General features: G+C 60.9%; 20 protein-coding genes. 9 read left to right on the forward strand and 11 right to left on the reverse strand.

Annotated elements, in window-relative coordinates:
- Positions 1 to 57: 57 nt before the first annotated feature.
- From glpD to GIV26_RS13730, 8 genes are all read left to right on the forward strand, one after another.
- A complete protein-coding gene (gene glpD, locus GIV26_RS13695; protein WP_034126461.1) occupies positions 58 to 1,596 on the forward strand; it encodes a glycerol-3-phosphate dehydrogenase in 1,539 nt (512 codons plus the stop codon).
- Between the two features lie 362 nt (positions 1,597 to 1,958).
- The gene (locus tag GIV26_RS13700; protein ID WP_003188957.1) at positions 1,959 to 2,885 is read left to right on the forward strand and encodes a glutamate/aspartate ABC transporter substrate-binding protein; all 927 of its coding nucleotides are present in this window, start codon (positions 1,959 to 1,961) and stop codon (positions 2,883 to 2,885) included.
- 194 nt (positions 2,886 to 3,079) lie between these two features.
- Entirely contained in the window at positions 3,080 to 3,826 is a 747-nt protein-coding gene (locus GIV26_RS13705) for an amino acid ABC transporter permease (RefSeq protein WP_014717132.1), read from the forward strand.
- Positions 3,826 to 4,497 (forward strand): amino acid ABC transporter permease, encoded by a 672-nt coding sequence (locus GIV26_RS13710; protein ID WP_003188954.1) that lies wholly within the window; start codon positions 3,826 to 3,828, stop codon positions 4,495 to 4,497. Before GIV26_RS13705 ends, GIV26_RS13710 begins: the two co-directional genes overlap by 1 nt.
- Complete coding sequence (locus tag GIV26_RS13715) at positions 4,494 to 5,228, forward strand: amino acid ABC transporter ATP-binding protein (RefSeq protein ID WP_003188952.1); 735 nt, start codon at positions 4,494 to 4,496, stop codon at positions 5,226 to 5,228. The genes GIV26_RS13710 and GIV26_RS13715 overlap by 4 nt, the downstream gene beginning before the upstream one ends.
- 172 nt (positions 5,229 to 5,400) lie before the next feature.
- Positions 5,401 to 7,302 (forward strand): sensor histidine kinase, encoded by a 1,902-nt coding sequence (locus tag GIV26_RS13720; protein ID WP_014717131.1) that lies wholly within the window; start codon positions 5,401 to 5,403, stop codon positions 7,300 to 7,302.
- Positions 7,299 to 8,636 carry a sigma-54-dependent transcriptional regulator gene (locus GIV26_RS13725; RefSeq protein ID WP_034126459.1) on the forward strand — a complete coding sequence of 446 codons (1,338 nt, stop codon included), beginning with the start codon at positions 7,299 to 7,301 and terminating at the stop codon, positions 8,634 to 8,636. Before GIV26_RS13720 ends, GIV26_RS13725 begins: the two co-directional genes overlap by 4 nt.
- Entirely contained in the window at positions 8,636 to 8,974 is a 339-nt protein-coding gene (locus GIV26_RS13730) for a GlpM family protein (RefSeq protein WP_014717129.1), read from the forward strand. Before GIV26_RS13725 ends, GIV26_RS13730 begins: the two co-directional genes overlap by 1 nt.
- 139 nt (positions 8,975 to 9,113) lie before the next feature.
- Here the strand turns inward: GIV26_RS13730 and GIV26_RS13735 are convergent, their stop codons facing one another.
- The 6 genes from GIV26_RS13735 to GIV26_RS13760 all read right to left on the reverse strand — a co-directional run bounded on the left by GIV26_RS13735 (position 9,114) and on the right by GIV26_RS13760 (position 16,505).
- Positions 9,114 to 10,511 (reverse strand): sigma-54-dependent transcriptional regulator, encoded by a 1,398-nt coding sequence (locus GIV26_RS13735; RefSeq protein WP_034126458.1) that lies wholly within the window; start codon positions 10,509 to 10,511, stop codon positions 9,114 to 9,116.
- Positions 10,501 to 12,279: a sensor histidine kinase gene (locus tag GIV26_RS13740; RefSeq protein WP_032893334.1), complete on the reverse strand. Its 1,779-nt coding sequence runs from the start codon at positions 12,277 to 12,279 to the stop codon at positions 10,501 to 10,503. Before GIV26_RS13740 ends, GIV26_RS13735 begins: the two co-directional genes overlap by 11 nt.
- On the reverse strand, positions 12,279 to 13,403 hold the full coding sequence (locus GIV26_RS13745) for a GNAT family N-acetyltransferase (RefSeq protein ID WP_054897710.1): 1,125 nt from the start codon (positions 13,401 to 13,403) through the stop codon (positions 12,279 to 12,281). The genes GIV26_RS13740 and GIV26_RS13745 overlap by 1 nt, the downstream gene beginning before the upstream one ends.
- A gap of 165 nt (positions 13,404 to 13,568) precedes the next feature.
- Positions 13,569 to 14,417 (reverse strand): alpha/beta hydrolase, encoded by an 849-nt coding sequence (locus GIV26_RS13750; RefSeq protein WP_236281097.1) that lies wholly within the window; start codon positions 14,415 to 14,417, stop codon positions 13,569 to 13,571.
- Positions 14,414 to 15,808: an aspartate aminotransferase family protein gene (locus GIV26_RS13755; protein WP_236281100.1), complete on the reverse strand. Its 1,395-nt coding sequence runs from the start codon at positions 15,806 to 15,808 to the stop codon at positions 14,414 to 14,416. Before GIV26_RS13755 ends, GIV26_RS13750 begins: the two co-directional genes overlap by 4 nt.
- Positions 15,801 to 16,505 carry an MtnX-like HAD-IB family phosphatase gene (locus tag GIV26_RS13760; RefSeq protein WP_054897708.1) on the reverse strand — a complete coding sequence of 235 codons (705 nt, stop codon included), beginning with the start codon at positions 16,503 to 16,505 and terminating at the stop codon, positions 15,801 to 15,803. Before GIV26_RS13760 ends, GIV26_RS13755 begins: the two co-directional genes overlap by 8 nt.
- A gap of 241 nt (positions 16,506 to 16,746) precedes the next feature.
- On the opposite strand from GIV26_RS13760, the gene GIV26_RS13765 reads away from it, so the two are divergent.
- Entirely contained in the window at positions 16,747 to 17,517 is a 771-nt protein-coding gene (locus tag GIV26_RS13765; RefSeq protein ID WP_034126453.1) for a MipA/OmpV family protein, read from the forward strand.
- Between the two features lie 133 nt (positions 17,518 to 17,650).
- Here the strand turns inward: GIV26_RS13765 and GIV26_RS13770 are convergent, their stop codons facing one another.
- From GIV26_RS13770 to GIV26_RS13790, 5 genes are all read right to left on the reverse strand, one after another.
- Positions 17,651 to 18,055 (reverse strand): EamA family transporter, encoded by a 405-nt coding sequence (locus GIV26_RS13770; RefSeq protein ID WP_034126452.1) that lies wholly within the window; start codon positions 18,053 to 18,055, stop codon positions 17,651 to 17,653.
- Complete coding sequence (locus tag GIV26_RS13775) at positions 18,052 to 18,432, reverse strand: EamA family transporter (protein WP_003188930.1); 381 nt, start codon at positions 18,430 to 18,432, stop codon at positions 18,052 to 18,054. Before GIV26_RS13775 ends, GIV26_RS13770 begins: the two co-directional genes overlap by 4 nt.
- Positions 18,429 to 19,349 carry an arginase gene (locus GIV26_RS13780; protein WP_096144226.1) on the reverse strand — a complete coding sequence of 307 codons (921 nt, stop codon included), beginning with the start codon at positions 19,347 to 19,349 and terminating at the stop codon, positions 18,429 to 18,431. The genes GIV26_RS13775 and GIV26_RS13780 overlap by 4 nt, the downstream gene beginning before the upstream one ends.
- Before the next feature lie 801 nt (positions 19,350 to 20,150).
- Positions 20,151 to 20,804 carry a DsbA family oxidoreductase gene (locus tag GIV26_RS13785; RefSeq protein WP_236281103.1) on the reverse strand — a complete coding sequence of 218 codons (654 nt, stop codon included), beginning with the start codon at positions 20,802 to 20,804 and terminating at the stop codon, positions 20,151 to 20,153.
- Positions 20,805 to 20,862: 58 nt separating this feature from the next.
- The gene (locus GIV26_RS13790) at positions 20,863 to 21,882 is read right to left on the reverse strand and encodes an alpha/beta fold hydrolase (RefSeq protein WP_034126527.1); all 1,020 of its coding nucleotides are present in this window, start codon (positions 21,880 to 21,882) and stop codon (positions 20,863 to 20,865) included.
- Positions 21,883 to 22,019: the final 137 nt, after the last annotated feature.

Genomic DNA, 22,019 nt, shown 5'->3' on the forward strand with positions numbered 1-22,019 from the left:
TTCGCAAATGAACATTCATGTTCGAATTCCAAGACGAAAAGATCGCGAGGCCAGCCGATGAACCCTTCCACCTTGCCTGCTCCACCGCTTGCCGAAGTCTATGACGTTGCCGTAATTGGTGGCGGGATCAATGGCGTCGGGATTGCAGCAGACGCAGCCGGTCGCGGTTTGTCGGTATTCCTTTGCGAAAAGGATGACTTGGCCAGCCACACCTCATCGGCCAGCAGCAAGCTGATCCACGGTGGACTGCGTTACCTGGAGCATTACGAATTCCGTCTGGTGCGTGAAGCATTGGCCGAACGCGAAGTACTGCTGGCCAAGGCACCGCACATCGTCAAGCAAATGCGCTTCGTACTGCCGCACCGCCCGCACCTGCGCCCGGCCTGGATGATTCGTGCTGGCCTGTTCCTTTATGACCACTTGGGCAAGCGCGAAAAGCTCGCGGGTTCCAAAAGCCTCAAGTTCGGTGCCGACAGCCCGCTGAAAAGCGAAATCACCAAAGGCTTTGAATACTCCGACTGCTGGGTCGACGACGCCCGCCTGGTGGTACTCAACGCCATGGCTGCCCGCGAGAAAGGCGCGCACATCCACACCCAGACCCGTTGCGTCAGCGCCAAGCGCAGCAACGGCATGTGGGAAATGAACATGGAACGTGCCGACGGCAGCCTGTTCTCGATCCGCGCCCGCGCCCTGGTGAATGCCGCCGGCCCATGGGTGGCCAAATTCATCCGGGACGACCTGAAGCTGGATTCACCGTACGGCATTCGTCTGATCCAGGGCAGCCACCTGATCGTGCCGAGACTGTACGAGGGTGCTCACGCGCATATTCTGCAAAACGAAGACCAACGCATCGTCTTCACCATTCCGTACCTGAACCACTTGACCATCATCGGCACCACCGACCGCGAATACACCGGCGACCCGGCTGCAGTGGCGATCACCGAAGGTGAAACCGACTACATGCTTAAAGTGGTCAACGCGCACTTCAAGAAACAGCTGAGCCGCGACGATATCGTCCACACCTACTCCGGCGTGCGCCCACTGTGCAATGACGAGTCGGACAACCCGTCGGCCATTACGCGTGACTACACCCTGTCGCTGTCCGGCGGCACCGGCGAAGCGCCGATCCTGTCGGTGTTCGGTGGCAAGCTGACCACCTATCGCAAACTGGCTGAGTCGGCCATGGCCCAACTGGCGCCGTACTTCACCCAGATGCGCCCAAGCTGGACTGCCACAGCCAGCCTGCCCGGTGGCGAACACATGACTACCCCAGAAGCCCTGGCCGATGCCATCCGCGCCAAGTTCGACTGGGTACCGAGCGAGATCGCCCGTCGCTGGTCCACCACCTACGGCAGCCGCACCTGGCGCTTGCTGGAAGGCGTGCAATCGCTCGCCGATCTGGGTGACCACTTGGGTGGCGGCCTCTATACCCGCGAAGTCGACTACCTGTGCGCCGAAGAGTGGGTAACACAACCGCAGGACGTGCTGTGGCGCCGTACCAAGCTTGGCCTGTTCACCACGCCGCAAGAGCAGGAAAACCTGCAGCGCTACTTGTCCAAGGTCGAGCAGAACCGCAGCAAGATCGAAGCCGCCTGACCGCCCCAGTGTAGGAGCGAGCGTGCTCGCGAAAAACCCGAGAGCGCCGCGTTTATTCAGCATAAACGCGGCGTTTTTGCGTTTTTCGCGAGCAAGCTCGCTCCTACGGACTATTCGGTTTTCCGAACGCGCACCTCTGCCCTATTCGGTTTGCCGGACTACCGACCGAAAATACTGCCGACACAAAAAGTTAATTTCCATATAAATCATGAAGTTATCCTTTTGTTTTCGGTATGGCACGACTCATGCTCTACACTCTTCAACGATTGCCTGAGGCGCCTTAGGAGCCGTCAGGGGCAGTCGCTTTACAAGAGAGCCGTTCAGCTGGCTTCATAAAAAAAACAAATGTCGAGGAAGTATTGATGCGCATCGTTCCCCATATCCTGGGCGCAGCTATCGCTGCTGCTCTGATCAGCACTCCAGTTTTTGCCGCCGAACTCACCGGCACACTGAAGAAAATCAACGACTCCGGCACCATCACTCTCGCTCACCGCGACAGCTCCATTCCGTTTTCCTACATCGCGGATGGCTCGGGCAAACCCGTGGGCTACTCCCACGACATCCAGTTGGCCGTTGTCGAGCAACTGAAAAAAGACCTGAACAAACCCGACCTCAAAGCCAAGTACAACCTGGTGACCTCGCAAACCCGTATCCCGTTGATCCAGAACGGCACCGCGGATCTGGAGTGCGGCTCCACCACCAACAACACCGAACGCGCCCAGCAAGTTGATTTCACCGTCAACATCTTCGAAATCGGCACCCGCCTGCTGGTCAAGAAAGACAAGGAAGGCAAGCCGTCCTACGCTGACTTTGCCGACCTGAAAGGCAAAAACGTCGTGACCACCGCCGGCACCACGTCCGAGCGCATCATCAAGGCGATGAACGCCGACAAGCAGATGGGCATGAACGTTATCTCCGCCAAAGACCACGGCGAATCCTTCCAGATGCTCGAAAGCGGCCGCGCCGTTGCATTCATGATGGACGACGCCCTGCTGGCCGGTGAAGAAGCCAAGGCCAAGAAGCCGGACGACTGGGTCATTACCGGTACTCCGCAGTCCTTCGAAGCCTACGCTTGCATGGTTCGCAAAGGCGACCCGGACTTCAAGAAAGCCGTGGATGACGCCATTGTCGCCCTGTACAAGTCCGGCGAGATCAACAAGATCTACGCCAAATGGTTCGAAAGCCCGATCCCACCGAAAGGCCTGAACCTGAACTTCCCGATGAGCGACAAGGTCAAGGAGCTGATCGCTAACCCTAGCGACAAACCAGCGCCAGAAGTAAAAATCTGATACCTGACTAAGCTTATGTCCTGAGGGAGCCAACCCTCCCTCAGGCGTCTGTAATTACCTGCTGGTTTTAACTTGGAACACTCGACCTGGCGGTTTTCGAGCCGATCGTGTGTGCCTGGCGTTCAACGTCAGGCGGGAACGGATCTTCCCCAAGCGGGTGCTTGTACATCGATCGATCTCGAGGGGAGACCCTAATGAATTACAACTGGGACTGGGGCGTGTTCTTCAAGTCCACCGGCGTGGGCAGCGAGACTTATCTCGACTGGTACCTCTCCGGGCTGGGCTGGACCATCGCCATCGCTGTCGTGGCATGGATTATCGCCTTGCTGCTGGGCTCCATTCTGGGGGTCATGCGCACTGTGCCAAACCGCCTCGTATCGGGCATCGCGACCTGCTACGTGGAACTGTTTCGTAACGTGCCGCTGCTGGTTCAGCTGTTCATCTGGTACTTCCTGGTACCGGACATGCTGCCGCAGAACCTGCAGGACTGGTACAAACAAGACCTGAACCCGACCACCTCGGCCTACCTGAGCGTCGTGGTGTGCCTGGGCCTGTTCACCGCCGCCCGTGTGTGCGAGCAAGTGCGTACCGGTATCCAGGCGCTGCCACGCGGCCAGGAATCCGCGGCGCGCGCCATGGGCTTCAAGCTGCCGCAAATCTACTGGAACGTGCTGCTGCCCCAGGCTTACCGCATCATCATTCCGCCGCTTACCTCGGAATTCCTCAACGTGTTCAAGAACTCCTCCGTGGCGTCCTTGATCGGCTTGATGGAACTGCTGGCGCAAACCAAACAGACCGCCGAGTTCTCGGCCAACCTGTTTGAAGCCTTCACCCTGGCCACGCTGATCTACTTCACCCTGAACATGAGCCTGATGCTGCTGATGCGCGTGGTCGAGAAGAAAGTCGCAGTGCCCGGCCTGATCTCCGTGGGGGGCAAATAATGGACTTCGATTTCAGCGGCATCATCCCCGCCATTCCAGGCCTGTGGAACGGCATGGTCATGACCTTGAAGCTGATGGTCATGGGCGTGGTCGGCGGCATCATCATCGGGACCATCCTGGCCCTGATGCGCTTGTCGTCCAACAAACTGCTGTCCCGCGTGGCCGGCGCCTACGTGAACTACTTCCGCTCGATCCCCTTGCTGCTGGTGATCACCTGGTTCTACCTGGCGGTGCCATTCGTGCTGCGCTGGATCACCGGCGAAGACACCCCTATCGGCGCGTTCACCTCCTGCGTCGTGGCGTTCATGATGTTCGAGGCCGCGTACTTCTGCGAAATCGTACGAGCCGGTGTGCAGTCGATTCCCAAGGGCCAGATGGCGGCGGCACAAGCCATGGGCATGACCTACGGCCAGACCATGCGCCTGATCATCCTGCCCCAGGCGTTCCGCAAGATGACGCCGTTGCTGCTGCAACAGTCGATCATCCTGTTCCAGGACACCTCCCTGGTCTACACCGTGGGCCTGGTGGACTTCCTCAACTCCGCCCGCTCCAACGGCGACATCATCGGCCGCTCCAATGAGTTCCTGATCTTCGCCGGTGTCGTCTACTTCATCATCAGCTTTTCCGCCTCGCTGCTGGTCAAGCGTCTGCAAAAAAGGTTTGCCGTATGATCTCTATCAAGAACATCAACAAGTGGTATGGCGACTTCCAGGTGCTGACCGATTGCAGCACCGAGGTTAAAAAAGGCGAAGTGATCGTGGTGTGCGGGCCATCCGGCTCGGGCAAATCCACCCTGATCAAGTGCGTCAACGCACTGGAACCGTTCCAGAAAGGCGACATCGTCGTCGACGGCACCTCCATCGCCGACCCGAAGACCAACCTGCCAAAACTGCGTTCGCGCGTAGGCATGGTGTTCCAGCACTTCGAGCTGTTCCCGCACCTGACCATCACCGAAAACCTGACCATCGCGCAGATCAAGGTGCTGGGCCGCAGCAAGGAAGAGGCCACCAAGAAGGGCCTGCAACTGCTCGACCGCGTGGGCTTGTCGGCACACGCCCACAAGCACCCTGGCCAACTCTCCGGCGGCCAGCAACAACGTGTGGCGATTGCCCGCGCCCTGGCCATGGACCCGATCGTCATGCTGTTCGACGAACCGACCTCGGCGCTGGACCCGGAAATGGTCAACGAAGTGCTCGACGTGATGGTGCAACTGGCCCACGAAGGCATGACCATGATGTGCGTGACCCACGAAATGGGCTTTGCGCGCAAAGTGGCCGACCGCGTGATCTTCATGGACGCCGGCAAGATCATCGAAGACTGCCCGAAAGAAGAGTTCTTCGGCGACATCAGCGCCCGCTCCGAGCGTGCGCAGCACTTCCTCGAGAAAATCCTGCAGCACTAAAAGCAACACCGTTCGTCCTGTAGGAGCCGGGCTTGTGTGGGAGCTGGCTTGCCTGCGATGGCATCGCCTCGGTGCAACTGTTACACCGAGGCGCCTGCATCGCGGGCAAGCCCGGCTCCCACACAAGCCCGCTCTTACACTGGCGAGAAGTAGCTGACCCAAGGCATCTGTGATGAAATGCGACCCCAATCAATATCGCGCCGCGCCGCCATCACTTGCCGTGAAGCCTCGTCTGATACGCCAACTGTTCCTGCCGCCGTTGATCATCGCCCTCATGGTCGGCCTGGGTTATATCGGCTTCTGGGTCAGTGACTACTACGGCATCCGCACCCTCAGCGACAATGGCGAACGCCAGTTGGAGCTGCACGCCCGCACCGTCGAAAGCGAACTGAGCAAGTACACCTACCTGCCCAGCCTGCTGGAACTGGAGTCCAGTGTTTCCCAACTGCTCGCCGACCCGAACCAGGAAACCCGCAAGACGGTCAACGACTACCTCGAAGGCCTGAACCGCCGCAGTCGCAGCCGCGCCATCTATGTGATGGACACTACCGGCCGCGTGCTGGCCACCAGTAACTGGCGCGATGCCGACAGCTACCAAGGTGAGGACCTGTCCTTTCGCGCCTATTTCCAGAACGCCGTACGCGGCCAGCCCGGTCGTTTCTACGGCATCGGCAGCACCAACGGCGAACCCGGCTATTACCTGGCCCACGGCCTGGAAGAGCACGGCAAGATCATCGGCGTCGCCGTGGTCAAGGTGCGCCTCGAAGCCCTTGAAGAGCGCTGGCAACGTGCGCGCCTCGAAGCTTTCGTGAGCGATGAGAACGGCATCATTATTCTTTCCAGCGACCCGGCGCGTCGCCTCAAGGCCGTACGCCCGCTGAGCGATGACACCAAGGACCGCCTGGCCCACAGCCTGCAATATTACTGGGCGACGCTCAATGAACTGCAACCCCTGGCCCGTGAGCGCCTGAACGAAGGCACCGAGAAACTGACCTTTCCGGCCAACACCGAAGTGGTCAACGACCAGCACGCGGTCAGCTACCTGGCGCAGACCCGCCCGCTGAACGACACGCCGTGGAACTTCACCCTGCTCACCCCACTCAACGACCTGCGCCGCGCCGCGATCAACCAGGGCATCCTGGTGGCCGTCGCCTTCGGCCTGGTCGCCTTCCTGCTGATTGCCTGGAACGAGCGACGCAAGGTCATCGCCACCCGCCTCGCCGCACGCGAAGCCTTGCAGGAAGCCAACAGCCAGCTTGAGCGTCGGATTGCCGAACGCACCGCCGACCTGCGCGCCAGCAACGAACGGCTCAAGGGCCAGATTCGCGAACGACGCCAGGCCGAAGAAACCTTGCGCCGCGCCCAGGACGAACTGGTACAGGCCGGCAAACTCGCGGCCATCGGCCAGATGTCCACCAGCATCGCCCACGAACTGAACCAGCCGCTGGCGGCCTTGCGCACGCTGTCGGGCAACACCGTACGCTTCCTTGAGCGCGGCGCCCTGGACACTGCCAGCACCAACCTCAAGACCATCAACGAACTGATCGACCGCATGGGCCGCATCACCGCCAGCCTGCGCTCCTTTGCCCGGCGCGGTGACGACCAGGGCGAAGCCAGCCTCGGCAAGGCCGTGGACGCCGCGTTCCAGGTGCTCGGCGCGCGCCTGGACAGCCTGCCGTTGACCGTGCACCGTGACTTTGCCAACGCCCAATTGCAGATCGACCAGACCCGCCTGGAGCAGATCCTGGTCAACCTGATCGGTAACGCGCTCGATGCGATGCAGGCCCAAGCAGTGCCGCAACTGTGGCTGGAAGGCCAGAGCGGCGATGGCAAATACCGCCTGTTGGTGCGTGATAATGGCCACGGCATCGACCCCGAGGCGCGCAAGCATTTGTTCGAACCCTTTTTTACCACCAAGCCCGGCGAACAAGGCCTGGGCTTGGGCCTGACCCTTTCCGCAAGCCTCGCGGCCGCCACAGGCGGTAGCCTTGCCGTGGAACATCCGGCCAATGGTGGTACCGCCTTTGTCCTGAACCTGCCATTGGTGGGCGCTCAACGAGCTGAGTCGACATGAATACACAAGCCCAAGACCTTACCGTCCTGATCGTCGAAGACGACCCCCATGTACTGCTCGGTTGCCAGCAAGCATTGGCGCTCGAAGACATCACTAGCGTCGGCGTGGGCAGCGCCGAAGAAGCGCTCAAGCGCATCGGCGAAAACTTTGCCGGCATCGTCATCAGCGATATCCGCCTGCCGGGCATCGATGGCCTGGAACTGCTGACCCGCCTCAAGGCCCTGGATAAAAGCCTGCCGGTGGTGTTGATCACCGGGCATGGCGATATCTCCATGGCGGTGGGCGCCATGCGTAACGGCGCCTACGACTTCATGGAGAAACCCTTCTCGCCCGAACGCCTGGTGGACGTGGCACGCCGCGCCCTGGAACAACGCGGGCTGGCGCGGGAAGTCTGGTCGCTACGCCGGCAACTGGCCGAACGCGACTCACTGGAAGGCCGCATCATCGGCCGCTCGCCGGCCATGCAAAACCTGCGCGAACTGATTGCCAATGTCGCCGATACCTCGGCCAACGTGCTGATCGAAGGCGAGACCGGCACCGGCAAGGAACTGGTCGCGCGCTGCCTGCATGATTTCAGCCGGCGCCATACCCACCAGTTCGTCGCCCTCAACTGCGGTGGCCTGCCGGAAAACCTGTTTGAAAGCGAGATTTTCGGCCACGAGGCCAACGCCTTCACCGGCGCCGGCAAACGTCGCATCGGCAAGATCGAGCATGCCCATCAAGGCACGCTGTTCCTCGATGAAGTAGAGAGCATGCCGATCAACCTGCAGATCAAATTGCTGCGGGTGCTGCAAGAACGTACGTTGGAACGCCTGGGTTCGAACCAGAGCGTGGCGGTGGATTGCCGGGTAATCGCTGCCACCAAGTCCGACCTCGACGAGTTGAGCCGCGCCAGCCAGTTCCGCAGCGACCTGTACTACCGCCTCAACGTCGTCACCCTGGAACTGCCGCCTTTGCGCGAGCGGCGCGAAGACATCCTGCAACTGTTCGAACACTTCCTGCAGCAATCGTCGCTACGCTTCGACCGGGCGGTGCCGGAGCTGGACAACCAGACCCTGTCCAGCCTGATGAGCCACGACTGGCCAGGCAACGTGCGTGAGCTGCGCAACGTCGCCGAACGTTTCGCCCTCGGCCTGCCCGCCTTCAAGAAAAGCGGCGCCGGCAGCGGCAACCAAGGGGTTGCCTTTACCGAGGCGGTGGAAGCCTTTGAGCGCAACCTGCTCAACGATGCCCTGCAACGCAGCGGCGGGAACCTGACCCAGGCCAGCCAGGAACTGGGGATGGCCAAGACCACCCTGTTCGACAAGGTCAAGAAATACGGGTTGAGTCACTGATGGATCTGTTCCTGAAGGCTGCACTTGGCGCCGCAGTGGTGCTGATCCTGGCGGCGCTGGCCAAGACCAGAAACTATTACATCGCAGGCTTGGTGCCGCTGTTTCCCACTTTTGCGCTGATCGCCCATTACATCGTCGGCAAAGGCCGAACGGTTGCGGACTTGAAGACCACGATCCTGTTCGGGATGTGGTCGATCATTCCGTACTTTGTGTATTTGGCGACGCTGTATGTGATGGTCGATCGGCTGCGGTTGGAGGCATCGCTGGCAGTCGCCGCCGTGGCCTGGTTGATGGCCGCGACGGTGTTGGTCAGCGTGTGGGTACGCCTGCACACCTGACGCAACACGGCAGATCGTTCCCACGCTCCCGCGTGGGAATGCAGCCAAGGACGCTCCGCGTCCACACGCGTGACGCAGAGCGTCACCAGAGGCACTCCCACGTGGAGCGTGGGAGCGATCATGAGTTACCACTCTCAGATCAGCGCACGATCTTGTCGACCTGAATCCCCAGCTTCTTCAGGCGATACCAGAAGCTCCTTTCGGAAATCCCGATCCGCTGCGCCGCCGCGGCCTGCACCCCATTGCTCTCCTGCAGCGCCGCAAGAATATAGGCTTTCTCCACTTCGGCCAGCGCCGCATCCAGATCCCGCGGCACGCCTGGGCCGTCGCTGAGGATCGCGGTCACATCACCCTCGCTCGGTGTGGAAGCAAACAGATACCCCGGCAAATCAATATCCTCGATCACCGATGAAGCCGCCACGATGGTTGCGCGCTCCACGCAGTTTTGCAGCTCGCGGATATTGCCCGGCCAGTGATACGCCGCCATGGCCTGCAACGCCTCGGGGCTGAAACCGGTGATACGTTTGCCAGTGGTGGCGCTCAAAGTGTGAGCGAAGTGGCGCGCCAGGGGCGCGATGTCTTCCACGCGTTCGCGCAACGACGGCAACGGAATCGGGAAGACATTCAGGCGGTAATACAGGTCTTCGCGAAACTCCTTGGCCGCCACCGCATCCAGCAGGTTCTTGTTGGTGGCGGCAATTACCCGTACATCTACCTTGCGCTCGCGGGGGTCGCCTACCGGCTCGATAACCCGCTCCTGCAAGGCGCGCAGAATCTTGGCCTGCAACGCCAAGGGCATATCACCCACCTCATCCAGAAACAGCGTGCCCTTGTCGGCCTGCATGAAGCGCCCTACCCGGTCAGCCACGGCGCCGGTGAACGCGCCTTTGCGATGGCCGAACATTTCGCTTTCCAACAAGCCTTCAGGAATGGCTGCGCAATTGACCGCCACGAAGGGTTGGTCGGCACGGCTGCCATGCTTGTGGATGGCGCGGGCGACCATTTCCTTGCCAGTGCCGCTTTCGCCGGTCAGCAGGATAGTAGCGTTGCTGTCACGCACCGAATCCACCGCCTGGAGCACTTGGCGAAACGCCGGACTGTCGCCCACCAGGCTGTCGAACTGAGCATGCTCGTCCAGCTCGGCGCGCATGCGCGCGTTGTCGCGCATGATGTCGCGAAATTGCAGGGCCTTGGCCACGGTGATGTCCAGCTCGTCGATGTCGAACGGCTTGGCAATGTAGTCATAGGCACCGTTACGCATCGACTGCACGGCGTTTTTCACCGTGCTGTAGGCCGTCATCACGATTACCGGCAAGGTCGGATAACGCACCTTGATCTCGGCCAGCAACGCCGGCCCGTCCATGCCCGGCATGCGCCAGTCGCTGATGACCAGGTCGATGTCCTCCTCCCCCAGCACCTTGAGCGCATGCAGGCCATTGCCCGCGCTGAACACCTGGATGCCGTTCTGGCTCAAGGCCTGGGTCAGCAGATCACAGAGCTTGGGCTCGTCGTCGACCACCAATACGTTATGCGTCATGCCCGTCCTCATCTTCACCGTCGTCTTCACCGTCAGCCGGAATGTACAGGCTGAAGGTCGCGCCGGCATCTTTCTCACTGGCGCATTCGATGCTGCCGTCGTGACTTTCCATGATCGAATAGACTTTGGCCAGGCCCAGGCCTGTGCCCGAGGCCTTGGTGGTGACGAATGGCGTGAAGATGCGCTCCACCATGTCCGCCGGGATGCCTTCGCCGGTATCGGCGATGCTGATCACAGTGTTGTCGCCCACGCTGCGAATGCCCAGGGTCAGGCGCCCGCCGTCGGGCATCGCGTCGATGGCGTTGAGAATTAGGTTGAGACAGGCCTGTTTGAGCTGCTTGGCATCGGCGTAGATCGTCGCGCCAGGCGCCTGGTCGTCGATCTGCGCGTCAATGCGATGACTACTCAGCTCCGGGCCGCAGAAACCGAGGATTTCTTCCACCAGCGCGCGTGCCGGTTGCTGCACGCGTATCGGCGGGTTGGGCTTGGCGAAATCGAGGAACTCGGTAATCAGCTCGTTGATGCGGCTGACTTCGCTGATGACATATTCCAGGTGACGCTTGTCGGTTTCCGCCAGGTCAGCGCGCCGATGCAACAGTTGGGTGGCGGTCTTGATGATGCCCAGTGGGTTGCGAATTTCGTGAGCCAGGCCCATGGCGACTTCACCCAGGGCATGCAAGCGGTCACGCCGACGCAGTTGGGCTTCCAGGTGATGCAACTCGCCCAGGCGTTCGGTCATGTGGTTGAAGGTGCTGCTCAATTGCGCCAGTTCGTCACCGCCACTGACCACCACACGGTGCGCATAACTGCCCGAGATCACCGCATCCACGCCTTGGGACAAATCGCGCAGGGGCTTGGTCAGGCGCCGCGACACCAACAACCCGGCCGCCAGTGACAGCGCCGAGCTGACCAGGAAGATCAGCACGAACAAGTTGCTCTGGTTCACCAACCCCACCAGGCTGGTATGGCGTAGCAGGCCGCTGAAGATCACGCCTTGCAACTCGCCGGCATCATTGAAAATCGGCCAATACAAACCGCTGTACTGGTTAGTGAACTGCTCGCTGGGCTGCTTGGTGCTGCGCAGGTAGGCCTCGACATTCTTGGGGATGCGCGAGGGGTGATTGGCGAAGCGCTGGGTGGAAAATATTTCGGAAAAACCGGCAGGGTTGGCCAAATACAGACGCAGGTCGAGGGAATGCACATCGGCCACGCTGGTGAGGAAACTGCTGTCCAGGTAAGTGGCGACCAGCAACAGGTAATCAACGCCGTCACGGCTGGTTTCGAAGGTGGACACCACCAGGCCCGTGCTCACGCCGGCGACTTGCACGGTTTGCAGCACCGCGTTGCTGGTGAGGTTGATCTGCCTGACGATGTCATCGGCGGCCGTGCTGAACATCACTTTACGGTCGCTGGTGCGGATCAGCGCGACCACGTCGATATCGGTGGCATCGGCAATGTCGGCGGTGAGCCGGTCATGCTTCTCGGCATTTTTGGACGACGGCGGGCTGGTATAGCGCAGGAACAGCTTGGCCATGCGCGCGTTGTCGTGAAGGATGTCGCCGATTTCGTCCTTGACGATCTTGGTCGACTCTTGCAGCCAGATACGCACGTTGCTGTCGAAAATCTGCGACAGCGTGGTGGCAGCCAGCTCAGCCGCGATCATGGTGGGAATCACGCTGACCAGCCAGAACGCCAGCACCAGCTTGCGCTGGACGCTCCAACGCGAGATGGCAAAGGGGCGGGCTTTCTGGCGGGTCTTGGTAATCATCAGGTTTCGCTTATCGCAGCAGCCATGGCAGGGTCGGAACGATCCGGTCGAATAAACAGTTTTACAAGCTTGAGCAGGCCGTTGACCAGCCGGTTACGGTGGCGGAAGAACAGGCTGTTGCCCTCGAACTCGCACCCCAGGCGCAGTTTACTGGCATACCCGGCCTGGCCGCACTCGTACACCGGAATACGGTGTTCAATACAATAGTCGACATTGGTCAACCAACTGCGGAAGTACAGGTTGTACTCGCGGCTGAACTCAAGGTCATGGCCAAAGAACTTGTCCACCAGCCGATGCTCATCCAGCAGGATAAGGTTGAACGCCACCAGGCGCTCGTCCACCCAGTACAGAACACAGACCGCCCGCTCGTGCAGGTGTTCGAGCACGCCCGTGAAGTAACCGGCGGGCAGGCGTTCGAACTGCAAGTCTGCGCGCGCGAGCGTGGCTTCATACAGGCGCATGACCTCAGGCAGCACATCATCGATATTACGCCGCCACTCGACCCGCGGCCCTGGTGCGCGCAGTTTGCGGCGCAGGTCCTTGCGCGTGGATTTGCCCAGCGAACCCAGGTAGGCATCCACCGAGCCATAAGGCAGCGGCAACACCCCCGTGGGCAAGCTGGGCATGCTTTGAAAACCTGCGGCAAGGCAGCTCTGGGTCCAATGCGGGTCGTTGGTGGGCGCATCCTTGACCGCCAGCAAGCCGATACCGAGCGCGTCGGCATCGCTGCGCGCAGCCTCCAGTAACTGCTGCAACAGCAACGGGCGCCGGGATTCGGGCACATGGCTGGCGACACCGGCATCACAGCGTTCAGCCACCGGCGAACCGATGGCGTACAACGCCAATTGCAAAACGCCAGGCCACAGCTGCTCCAGGCGCTCGGTCAAGCGCTTGCCGGCCCCCGACACCGTGGTGTCGAGGCGATAATGGGTGACGAACGCGGCAGCCACGGCCACCAGCGTTTGATCCTCGAAGACCGCGAGGTAACGCCACTGAAAGTCATCGATCGCGGCGTTTTCCACGGCCAGGTAATAGTCCCAATCCTCCAGGGCACCGGGAAAACAGTCGTTCCAGGCATCGCGCTGGATAGCCCGGATGGTCGGGAAGGCTTGGGTGGTTATCACAGTTTTTCCTTATCAACACCGCTCTACTGTAGGAGCGAGCTTGCTGTGGCGAGGGAGCTTGCTCCCGCTCGACTGCGCAGCAGTCGCAGGCTTTTGGGGGTGCTTCGCACCCCAGCGCAAGCAAGCTTGCTCGCCACAGCAAGCTCGCTCCTACAAGTAAACTAATCACGCCACACGATTGAGTTGCACTGCGTGCTGCTCGACAAACCTGGCACTCAACTCGATCACCCGCCGGTACTGCAAATCGACGGTGATCATGTGGTAGCAGTTGTCCAACAGGATCTTGGTCACCGGCCCGCCGAGGTGGCGCTCCACGTAATCGGCGTTCCAGCGGCTGGTGATGTCGTCCTCGATGGAGTGCAGCACCAGCGCCGGCACCTTGATCTGGGGCATGCGCTTCTTGACCACGGCGTTCATGCGGTGCAGCTCGCGCACGGTGATGCCTTCCATGGTCAGCAACCCCGCCTCGCTGCTCTCGCCTTCCTTCATCTGCCGCTCGACGATGGCCCGCAGGCGCTCGTTCTTGATGCCGTAGGGCGGCTTCTCTTCGAAGCTGCAAATGTGTACGCCGAATGGAATCTTCATCAGCAACGGCGTGAGGAACGCCAGCTTGTTGATGCTCCAACCGTCGTACTTCAAGGTGGTGGAATACATCAGCAACCCGGCGACTTGCCCAGGATGTTCGGACGCCACATACATCGACATCACCGCGCCCATGGACAAGCCACCGACAAACACCTGCCCGTGGCGTTGCTTGACCTGTACGAAGGTCTTGCGCACGCCTTCGTACCAGTCCCTCCAGCCGGTGGCCTGCAGGTCGCTGTTGTCGCCGCAGTGCCCCGCCAGTGTGGGCACATACACCGTGCAGTTACCCACCTTGGCCAGGCCCTTCGCGACCTGGCGCAACTCGGTCGGCGTGCCGGTCAGGCCGTGGATCAACAGGATCCCGACCGGACCTTCACCGAGAACGAAACCGGCAGTGCCTTCACCGAGGTCGATCCCTTGAGCATTCACCGCGTGGTCGCTCGCACCAGCAGCTGCTCGAGCAACTTCAGGCCCAGGTCGATTTCCGGGTAGCTGATTTCCAGCGACGGCGCCAGGGTGATCACGTTCTTGTAGTAACCGCCTACGTCGAGGATCAGCCCGAGTTTCTGGCCGTCTACCAGCATGTCGCCTTTCATGCCTTCTTCGACCATGTAGTCCAGGGTCGCCTTGTCCGGGGTGAAGCCATCCGGGCCGCAGATTTCGCAGCGCAGCGCCAGGCCCAGGCCGTCCACATCGCCGATGATCGGGAAGCGTTTTTGCAAGTCTTGCAGGCCTTCCAGGAAGTATTTGCCCTTGGCCATGACCATGGCGCCGTAGTCGACTTCGCTGGTCATCTTGAACATTTCCAGGCCGACGGCGGTGCCCAGCGGGTTGGAGGCGAAGGTGGAGTGAGTCGAACCTGGCGGAAACACCGTCGGGTTGATCAACTCTTCACGGGCCCAGATGCCGCCCAGTGGGTTGAGGCCGTTGGTCAGCGCCTTGCCGAACACGATCACGTCCGGCTGTACGTCGAAGTGTTCGATCGACCAGAGTTTGCCGGTGCGGTAGAAGCCCATCTGGATTTCATCCGACACCATCAAAATGCCGTGCTGATCCAATACGTGCTTGAGCTCGCGGTAGAAGTTCATTGGCGGGATCACATAGCCGCCAGTGCCCTGGATCGGCTCTACGTAAAACGCGGCGTATTCGCTGCTGCCGACTTTCGGGTCCCACACGCCGTTGTATTCGGTCTCGAACAGTCGGGCGAATTGCTGCACGCAGTGGCTGCCGTACTCTTCCTTGGTCATGCCTTTAGGGCCACGGAAGTGGTACGGGAACGGGATGAACTGCGCACGTTCGCCGAAGTGGCCGTAACGACGACGGTAGCGGTAGCTGGAGGTGATCGACGAGGCGCCAAGGGTACGCCCGTGGTAACCGCCTTCGAAGGCGAACATCAGGCTCTTGCCGTTGGTAGCGTTACGCACCACCTTCAGGGAGTCTTCGATCGACTGCGAGCCGCCGACGTTGAAGTGCACACGGCCGTCGAGGCCGAACTTGTTCTTGGCATCGACCGCGATCATTTCCGACAGCTCGATCTTGCCTTTGTGCAGGTACTGGCTGGCGATTTGCGGCAGCGTGTCGATCTGCTTTTTCAGCGCGTTGTTCAGGCGCGGGTTGGCATAGCCGAAGTTGACGGCCGAGTACCACATTTGCAGGTCGAGGTAGGCCTGGTCTTCGGTGTCCCACACATAAGAGCCTTCGCAGCGGCTGAAAATACGCGGCGGCTCGATGTAGTGAACGGTGTCGCCGTAGGAGCAGTACTTGGCTTCTTTATCCAGGAGAACCTGGTCTTCGGCGGTAGCGATACGGATGTCAGACATGATGGAAGAGTTCCTGATTGTCAGAAGAGGTGTTGAAGGTGGTGGCGTTGGCGGCGAGGCCTTGTGGCAGCTTGGCCAGCAACGCCGGCACTTGCGCAAAGGTGTCGAAGCGCGCATGAGGGATCTGGTGGGCGACGCAGTAGTCGGCGAGGCTGCCCTTGGCGAACACGAAGTCGGCGGTGGAGGCCACGCACATGTCGGACTTGCCGTCGCCGATCACCAGCACGCGCTTGTTGCGCGGCGTGGATTTGCACTTGCAGTTGCCGGCAGCAGCGCGACAGGCATCGCTGGCATACGGGAAGTCGATGCGCCAGCTGTCCTGGTCAACCTGGCGCAGGCGGTTGGCGAGGATCGGCAGCAGGGTCACGTAGTTGCGCGAAAGGATGCGGGCAATGCCCTGCTCGATGCCGTCGCTGACCACTTCGATGGAAGCACCCAGGCCCATGACGTGATCGACGAAATCCGGGAAGTCCGGGTCGATCTCGACACTGTCAAAGTACGCCAGCAGTTCAGCCGGGGTGGCCTTGATCAGCGCCAGTTGGCGGCTCAGGCATTCGCGTGAACCGATATGCCCATCCAGCCATTCCTGCTCAATGGTTTCCCACTCGGGGCCGGCGAAGCGTTGGAGGACGTTGTCGATGACATCCGTGGGCGTAATGGTCCCGTCGAAGTCACACACGATATGCCAGTTGATCATCTGCCTTTCCTTTAGGTAAAGGGCCTTGGAGGAGCGCGCTGTATGCGCTTGCCAAGGGATAGAGCAGGGACTGTGCCAACTGGCGAAAACCCCGCAGGGCTGGGGGTTAGGGCGAAATGCGCGGCGATAGGTGTCGCGGGAGCTACAATTTTTGTAGCTTGCTACAAACAACATGAGTGCTTGCGCAGGCGCGTCGGTTTGCGCGTTCATGCGCGCCTGCCCACCTTCAGGAAACGTCCCCATGTCCAAGCTCGCTGCTGCTGTATTCACCGGTTTACTTGGAGGGTGGGGCCTTTGCAGTGCCGCGTGGGCAGAAGGCATCACGGGCGACGTGGGCGCGGGCCTCAGCTATCAGCCCCACGACCCCAGCGGCAGCCGCTACGAAACCCGGCCTGTGCCTTACCTGGACCTGGATTGGGGTGACGTCAGCCTGAGTACCGATGACGGCCTCACCTGGAGCGCCCTGGATACCCACGGCCTTACCGCTGGCCCCTATATCAACTACCTGCCGGGGCGTACTTCCAACGGCGAGTTGCAGGGCCTGCGCAACGTGTCGGACATGGCCGAGGTGGGCGGTTTCGTCCAATACGCCCCGGCCGATTTCTGGCGGGTCTATGCGCAATTGGGCCAGGCCGTGGGCGGCGGGCATTCCCAGAGCGGCGCCCTGGGTAAAATCGGCGGCGAACTGGGTTACCCCGTGGGTGGCGGGATTATCGGCAGCAATAGCCTGGTTGCGCATTTTGCCGATGCGCGGCAGACCAATACCTTCTTCGGCGTGGACAACAACGAAGCCGTCGCTTCAGGCTTGCGGCCCTATAAAGCGAGCGGGGGCTTCCAGAACGTGACGCTGAGCCAAAGCTTCGCCTTCCCCCTGGCGCCCCATTGGTCGCTGCTGACCAGCGCCAGCTGGGTACACCTGGTGGGGTCGGCGGCCAAGAGCAGCATCGTCAAGGAGGCTGGCCATGTGAATCAGGGCCAGGTGCAGACGGCGATCAGCTACACCTTTGACTGAATCACCTGGGAGCAAAATGTGGGAGCGGGCTTGCTCGCGAAAGCAGTGTGTCAGTTACCCGATACTTCAGTGATTCACCGCATTCGCGAGCACGCCCGTTCCCACAATGGGCCTGTGTTTCATAGCTCTATCTTCAGTGTTCTTCGCCCTCAGCCAACAGTGCGATACCACCGATAATTACCACCACGCCCACCCAATGCAACACGCTGATGTGCTCCCCCAACCCCAGCCAAGAGCCCAGCAGCACCGCCACAAACACCAGCGAACTCAGCGGAAACGCCAGGGACAAACTGCTACGCCGCAGGATCAGCATCCACACAAAAAACGCACCCAGATAGCTGGCAATCGCCGCCAGAATCCCCGGGTTGCGCGCCACGTCCGCCAGCCATTGCCAACTGAAGTCCATCGGCCCCAACTGATCGCCGGCCACCTTGGTGAACAACTGCCCGGCGCTTTCGGTGGCGATCAGCAGTGCCCATAGCACCAGGGTGCCAACACGCCCATGCAGCCAGCCGGTATTGATTGTTTGCGTTGTCATGCCTGATTCCCCGCGATCGCTACCAACATCACACCTAAAGTAATCACCAGCGTGCCCAGCCAACGACGCCGACTGACGGTCTCCTTGAGCACCACCCTGCCTGCCAGTACCACCAGGCAATAGGCCAACGCCGCCAGCGGAAACAGCAGACTCAAGGGCGCACGGGACAGCGCTTCGAGCCACACAAAAAACTCAATCACGTAGGCGCCGACGCCGGCCCACAACAGCGGCGCATTGAACACCTGGCCCCAGAACGCACGCAGGCGAAAACCGCCATCGAGTTGCGGCAAACGGTCCACGCCCAATTTGAAACACAGCTGGCCAATCACATCGAGGACGATGGAAAACGCCAGTAACAACACCACGGTCAGGGTCACGGGAACAGCTCCTCAAACAGGTCGATCAAGGCTTCATTGGTTGCGGCATTGCGCTGCAAGTCTTGCGGGCTCCAGCGCTCCGGTGGCGGCTGGTCGGACTTGGCTTCCCAGCGCTTGAACGCGTTGCTGAATGCCGGCGTAGCGAACTCACCGCAGACGTCAATGCCAATGATGCGTTTACCCGCCGCCAACGCCCGCAGGGCCTGGAGCAAATGGGTCAGGCGCATGCCGCCCTGGTCCCAGTTGGTGGCGGCGTCTTCACTGGCGAGCACATCTTTGTCGATGGTGATCCAGATCGCCTCGGTGGGCAGGCTGGCAATCATCTGGTCGAGGAAGGCGCCCCAATCCAGGTCCGCCAGGTTGCGCCAGTGCAGGTGGTTTTCCTGTTGCTGGTGGCCGGCGCCGTCCCCCACCCGGCCCCAGACCTTGGACGGCGGATGCTGCCAGGGAAACAGCTGCAAACGCCCGCGCTTGAGGGCGCCAAGGTTGCCGCCGCGCAGTTGCGGGTTATGCAGGTCATCGCTGCACGGGCCGAGGGTGACGATGCGTTGGATCGCTGGCATCTTCAGCGCCCGGTTGACCCACGAACCACAGTGCCGCTTGGGCGCAAAGCGCACCCAGTCGGGGTGGTTGTCAAAGTGAATCAGGCTGACGGGCTCTTTGAGGTCGGCCAAAAACGCCGGCGTAAGGTGGTGATAATCGCCGGAGCCGACAAACAGGATTTCCGGGCGCGCGTCACGGGGCCGTGGCCGTTGGGCCAGGCGCTCGACGAAACGTTTCCAGGTTTTTTCGGTGGACCACAAACGCAATTTCGGGCCCAGGTCCAGCAGGTCCAGGCGCGTGGCCCGACCGCTGGCCAACCGCCGGGCAATCGGTGCCTGGCCGGTGAGGCTGTGGTCAAGGTCAAGAATATTCAAGGTAAGTTTCACCCCTAATAGCAGTGCCCAACCGCAGGCCGGTTGGGCTTTAGGGGGGTAATGCAAGGGATGGGCCAGCGCTTCTCTTAATGCCGACACAGATCAAATGTGGGAGCTGGCTTGCCTGCGATGGCCTCTACACAACTTTGTGGGTTGTAACAGCAGACGCTAACCACGATGCGAAGCGAGTCGCTCTTGATCTTGCTCTGCTTTTGATCTTAAGCGCCCCGTTAAACCACGCTGGCCGAACGCAGGCTTGAATTCGTGGGTAACCCGGCAGGACGCCGGGTTAGCCGCCCCGCGCCATGGATGGCGCGTGGCGGCGGCCCACGGATTCAAGCCTGTGTTCGGGCACACCGAGCCCAAGCGAGGTGCCGAGTGGTGGGGCAAGAGCCCTTTGGTTACTTTGGGCTGGGCCGGCATTCCGGCTCTTTTCCAAAGTGACCCGCCGTCAGGGCGGAACCCTAAGTGGCCGTTACCGCAGCAATGGATATGTACACGGTCCAACTGTGTCGCCTGTCAGGCCGCCTTCGCGAGCAAGCCCGCAGTTTGATCGCGGGGTGTCAGGTAGACAGGCGTTGGCTGGTAGGCCGCCATCGCAGGCAAGCCAGCTCCCACATTTGAATCGCGGGGTGTCAGGTAGATAGGCGCCGGCTGTCAGTCCGTCACGGGAGCAAGCTCCCTCGCCACAGGTCCAGCGTCACACCAAAGCTGTGTAGATACCTATGCTGCGATGGCAGTGTTTCAGCCAACTCATTTGCAACTGACAGCCAGCTCCCACATTTTGCTGCGTGCTCGGCCTCAGGATTTCGATTCGTTGATGATCTGGCGAATCGCGCCGACGAAGGCTTCCGCCGGTTGCCCACCGCTCACCGCATATTGGTCATTGAAGACAATGGTCGGCACCGAACTCACCCCACGAGAAACCCACAGCTGTTCCTGCTCGCGGACTTCGGCGGCGTATTCATCGCTGGCAAGAATCTCGGCGGCGCGCGCAATGTCCAGCCCTACGCTCTCGGCGATGATCGCCAGCGTCGCGTGGTCGGAAGGGTCCTGGCCATCGCTGAAATACGCCTTGAACAGCGCTTCCTTGAGGTTGTATTGCAAACCTTCCAGCCCGGCCCAATGCAACAGGCGGTGCGCGTCGAAGGTGTTGTAGATACGGCTCTGGCCGTCGGTGCGGAACGCAAAGCCCAGTGCGGCGCCCATGTCGCGGATACGCGCACGATTAGCCTGGGACTCTTCAGCCGTGGAGCCGTATTTTTCAGTGATGTGCTCGACGATGTTCTGACCGATGGCGGGCATGTTCGGGTTCAGTTCGAACGGCTGGAAATGAATCTCGGCCTGCACTTCGCTGCCGATCTGGTCGAGGGCTTCGGTCAGGCCGCGCAGGCCGATGATGCACCAGGGGCAGGATACGTCGCTGACGAAATCGATTTTCAGGGGAGTACTCATGGTGGGCAACCTCGCGTGCAGTCATGCGCATACATAAAGGTTGCACGATACACCACCTTCACAGCACCTTCGAAGGCTCGCTCAAATCGATCTGCGCCCAGTGCGCGGCATCCTGGCGATGGGCTTGCAGGTAGGGCAACACCGCCGCCAGCAAGGGCGCCTTGAACGCTTCCTGAAAACGGTGGGCCAGGCCGGGAATCAATTTCAACTGGCTGCCCTGGATATGCGCGGCCAGGTGCACGCCGTGCATCACCGGCAGCAAAGGGTCGGCGGTGCCGTGGACGACCAACGCAGGCACGCGCAGTTGGTTGAGCAAGGGCACACGGCTTGGCTCGGCCAGGATTGCCATGATCTGGCGCTTCACGCCTTCGGGGTTGAAGGCGCGGTCATAGGACAGCGCCGCCTGGTGCAGCAACGCCTGGCGATCGTCCTTGATATCCGGGCTGCCCAACGCCGCGAGCAAATCCGCCTGTTGCTCCAGCGCCACCTCACGATTGGGCGCGCTGCGCCGCGAGAGCAATTGCACCAGCGCCGCGTTCGGCGCGGGCAAGCCCTCGGCGCCGGAGCTGGTCATGATCAGGGTCAGGCTTTCCACCCGCTGTGGCGCCATGGCCGCCAGGTGTTGAGCGATCATGCCGCCCATGCTCGCGCCGAGTACGTGAAATTGCTGCACCTGCAGCGCGTCCATCAAGCCCAGGGCGTCGTCGGCCATGTCGGTCAACGTATAAGGCGCAGCCACCGGCAAGCCGAGCTTGTAGCGCAGCACTTCGAAGGTCAGGTTGGCGCTCGCCGGCGCCTGCCGCCAGGTGGACAGGCCGACGTCGCGGTTGTCGTAGCGAATCACCCGAAAGCCTTGTTCGCACAGGGCCACCACCACTTCGTCCGGCCAGTGAATCAACTGCCCGCCCAGGCCCATCACCAGCAGCAACGCAGGGTCGGACGCACGGCCGATACTTTGATAGGCGATGCTCACCTGAGCCAGGTCGACCGTTTGGGTCGGGACATTGACATCACATCGAGACGCCGCAAAAGACGGCAGGCCGAACAGTAGAGCGGCCACTAAAAACAACGCACGCATGAAAAACACCAAAACGCAGAACCCCAGTAGAGCGCGAGTCTGATGAAGTTTGTTCAAGCGCGCTGCCACAGTTCGATGACAGTTTGATGAAGAGCGCCCAGTGGTCATGGTCGACACGCCCTACAACATGAGACAAA

Source organism: Pseudomonas sp. PA-1-3F, assembly GCF_021609665.1.
Taxonomy (GTDB): Bacteria; Pseudomonadota; Gammaproteobacteria; order Pseudomonadales; family Pseudomonadaceae; genus Aquipseudomonas; species Aquipseudomonas paracarnis.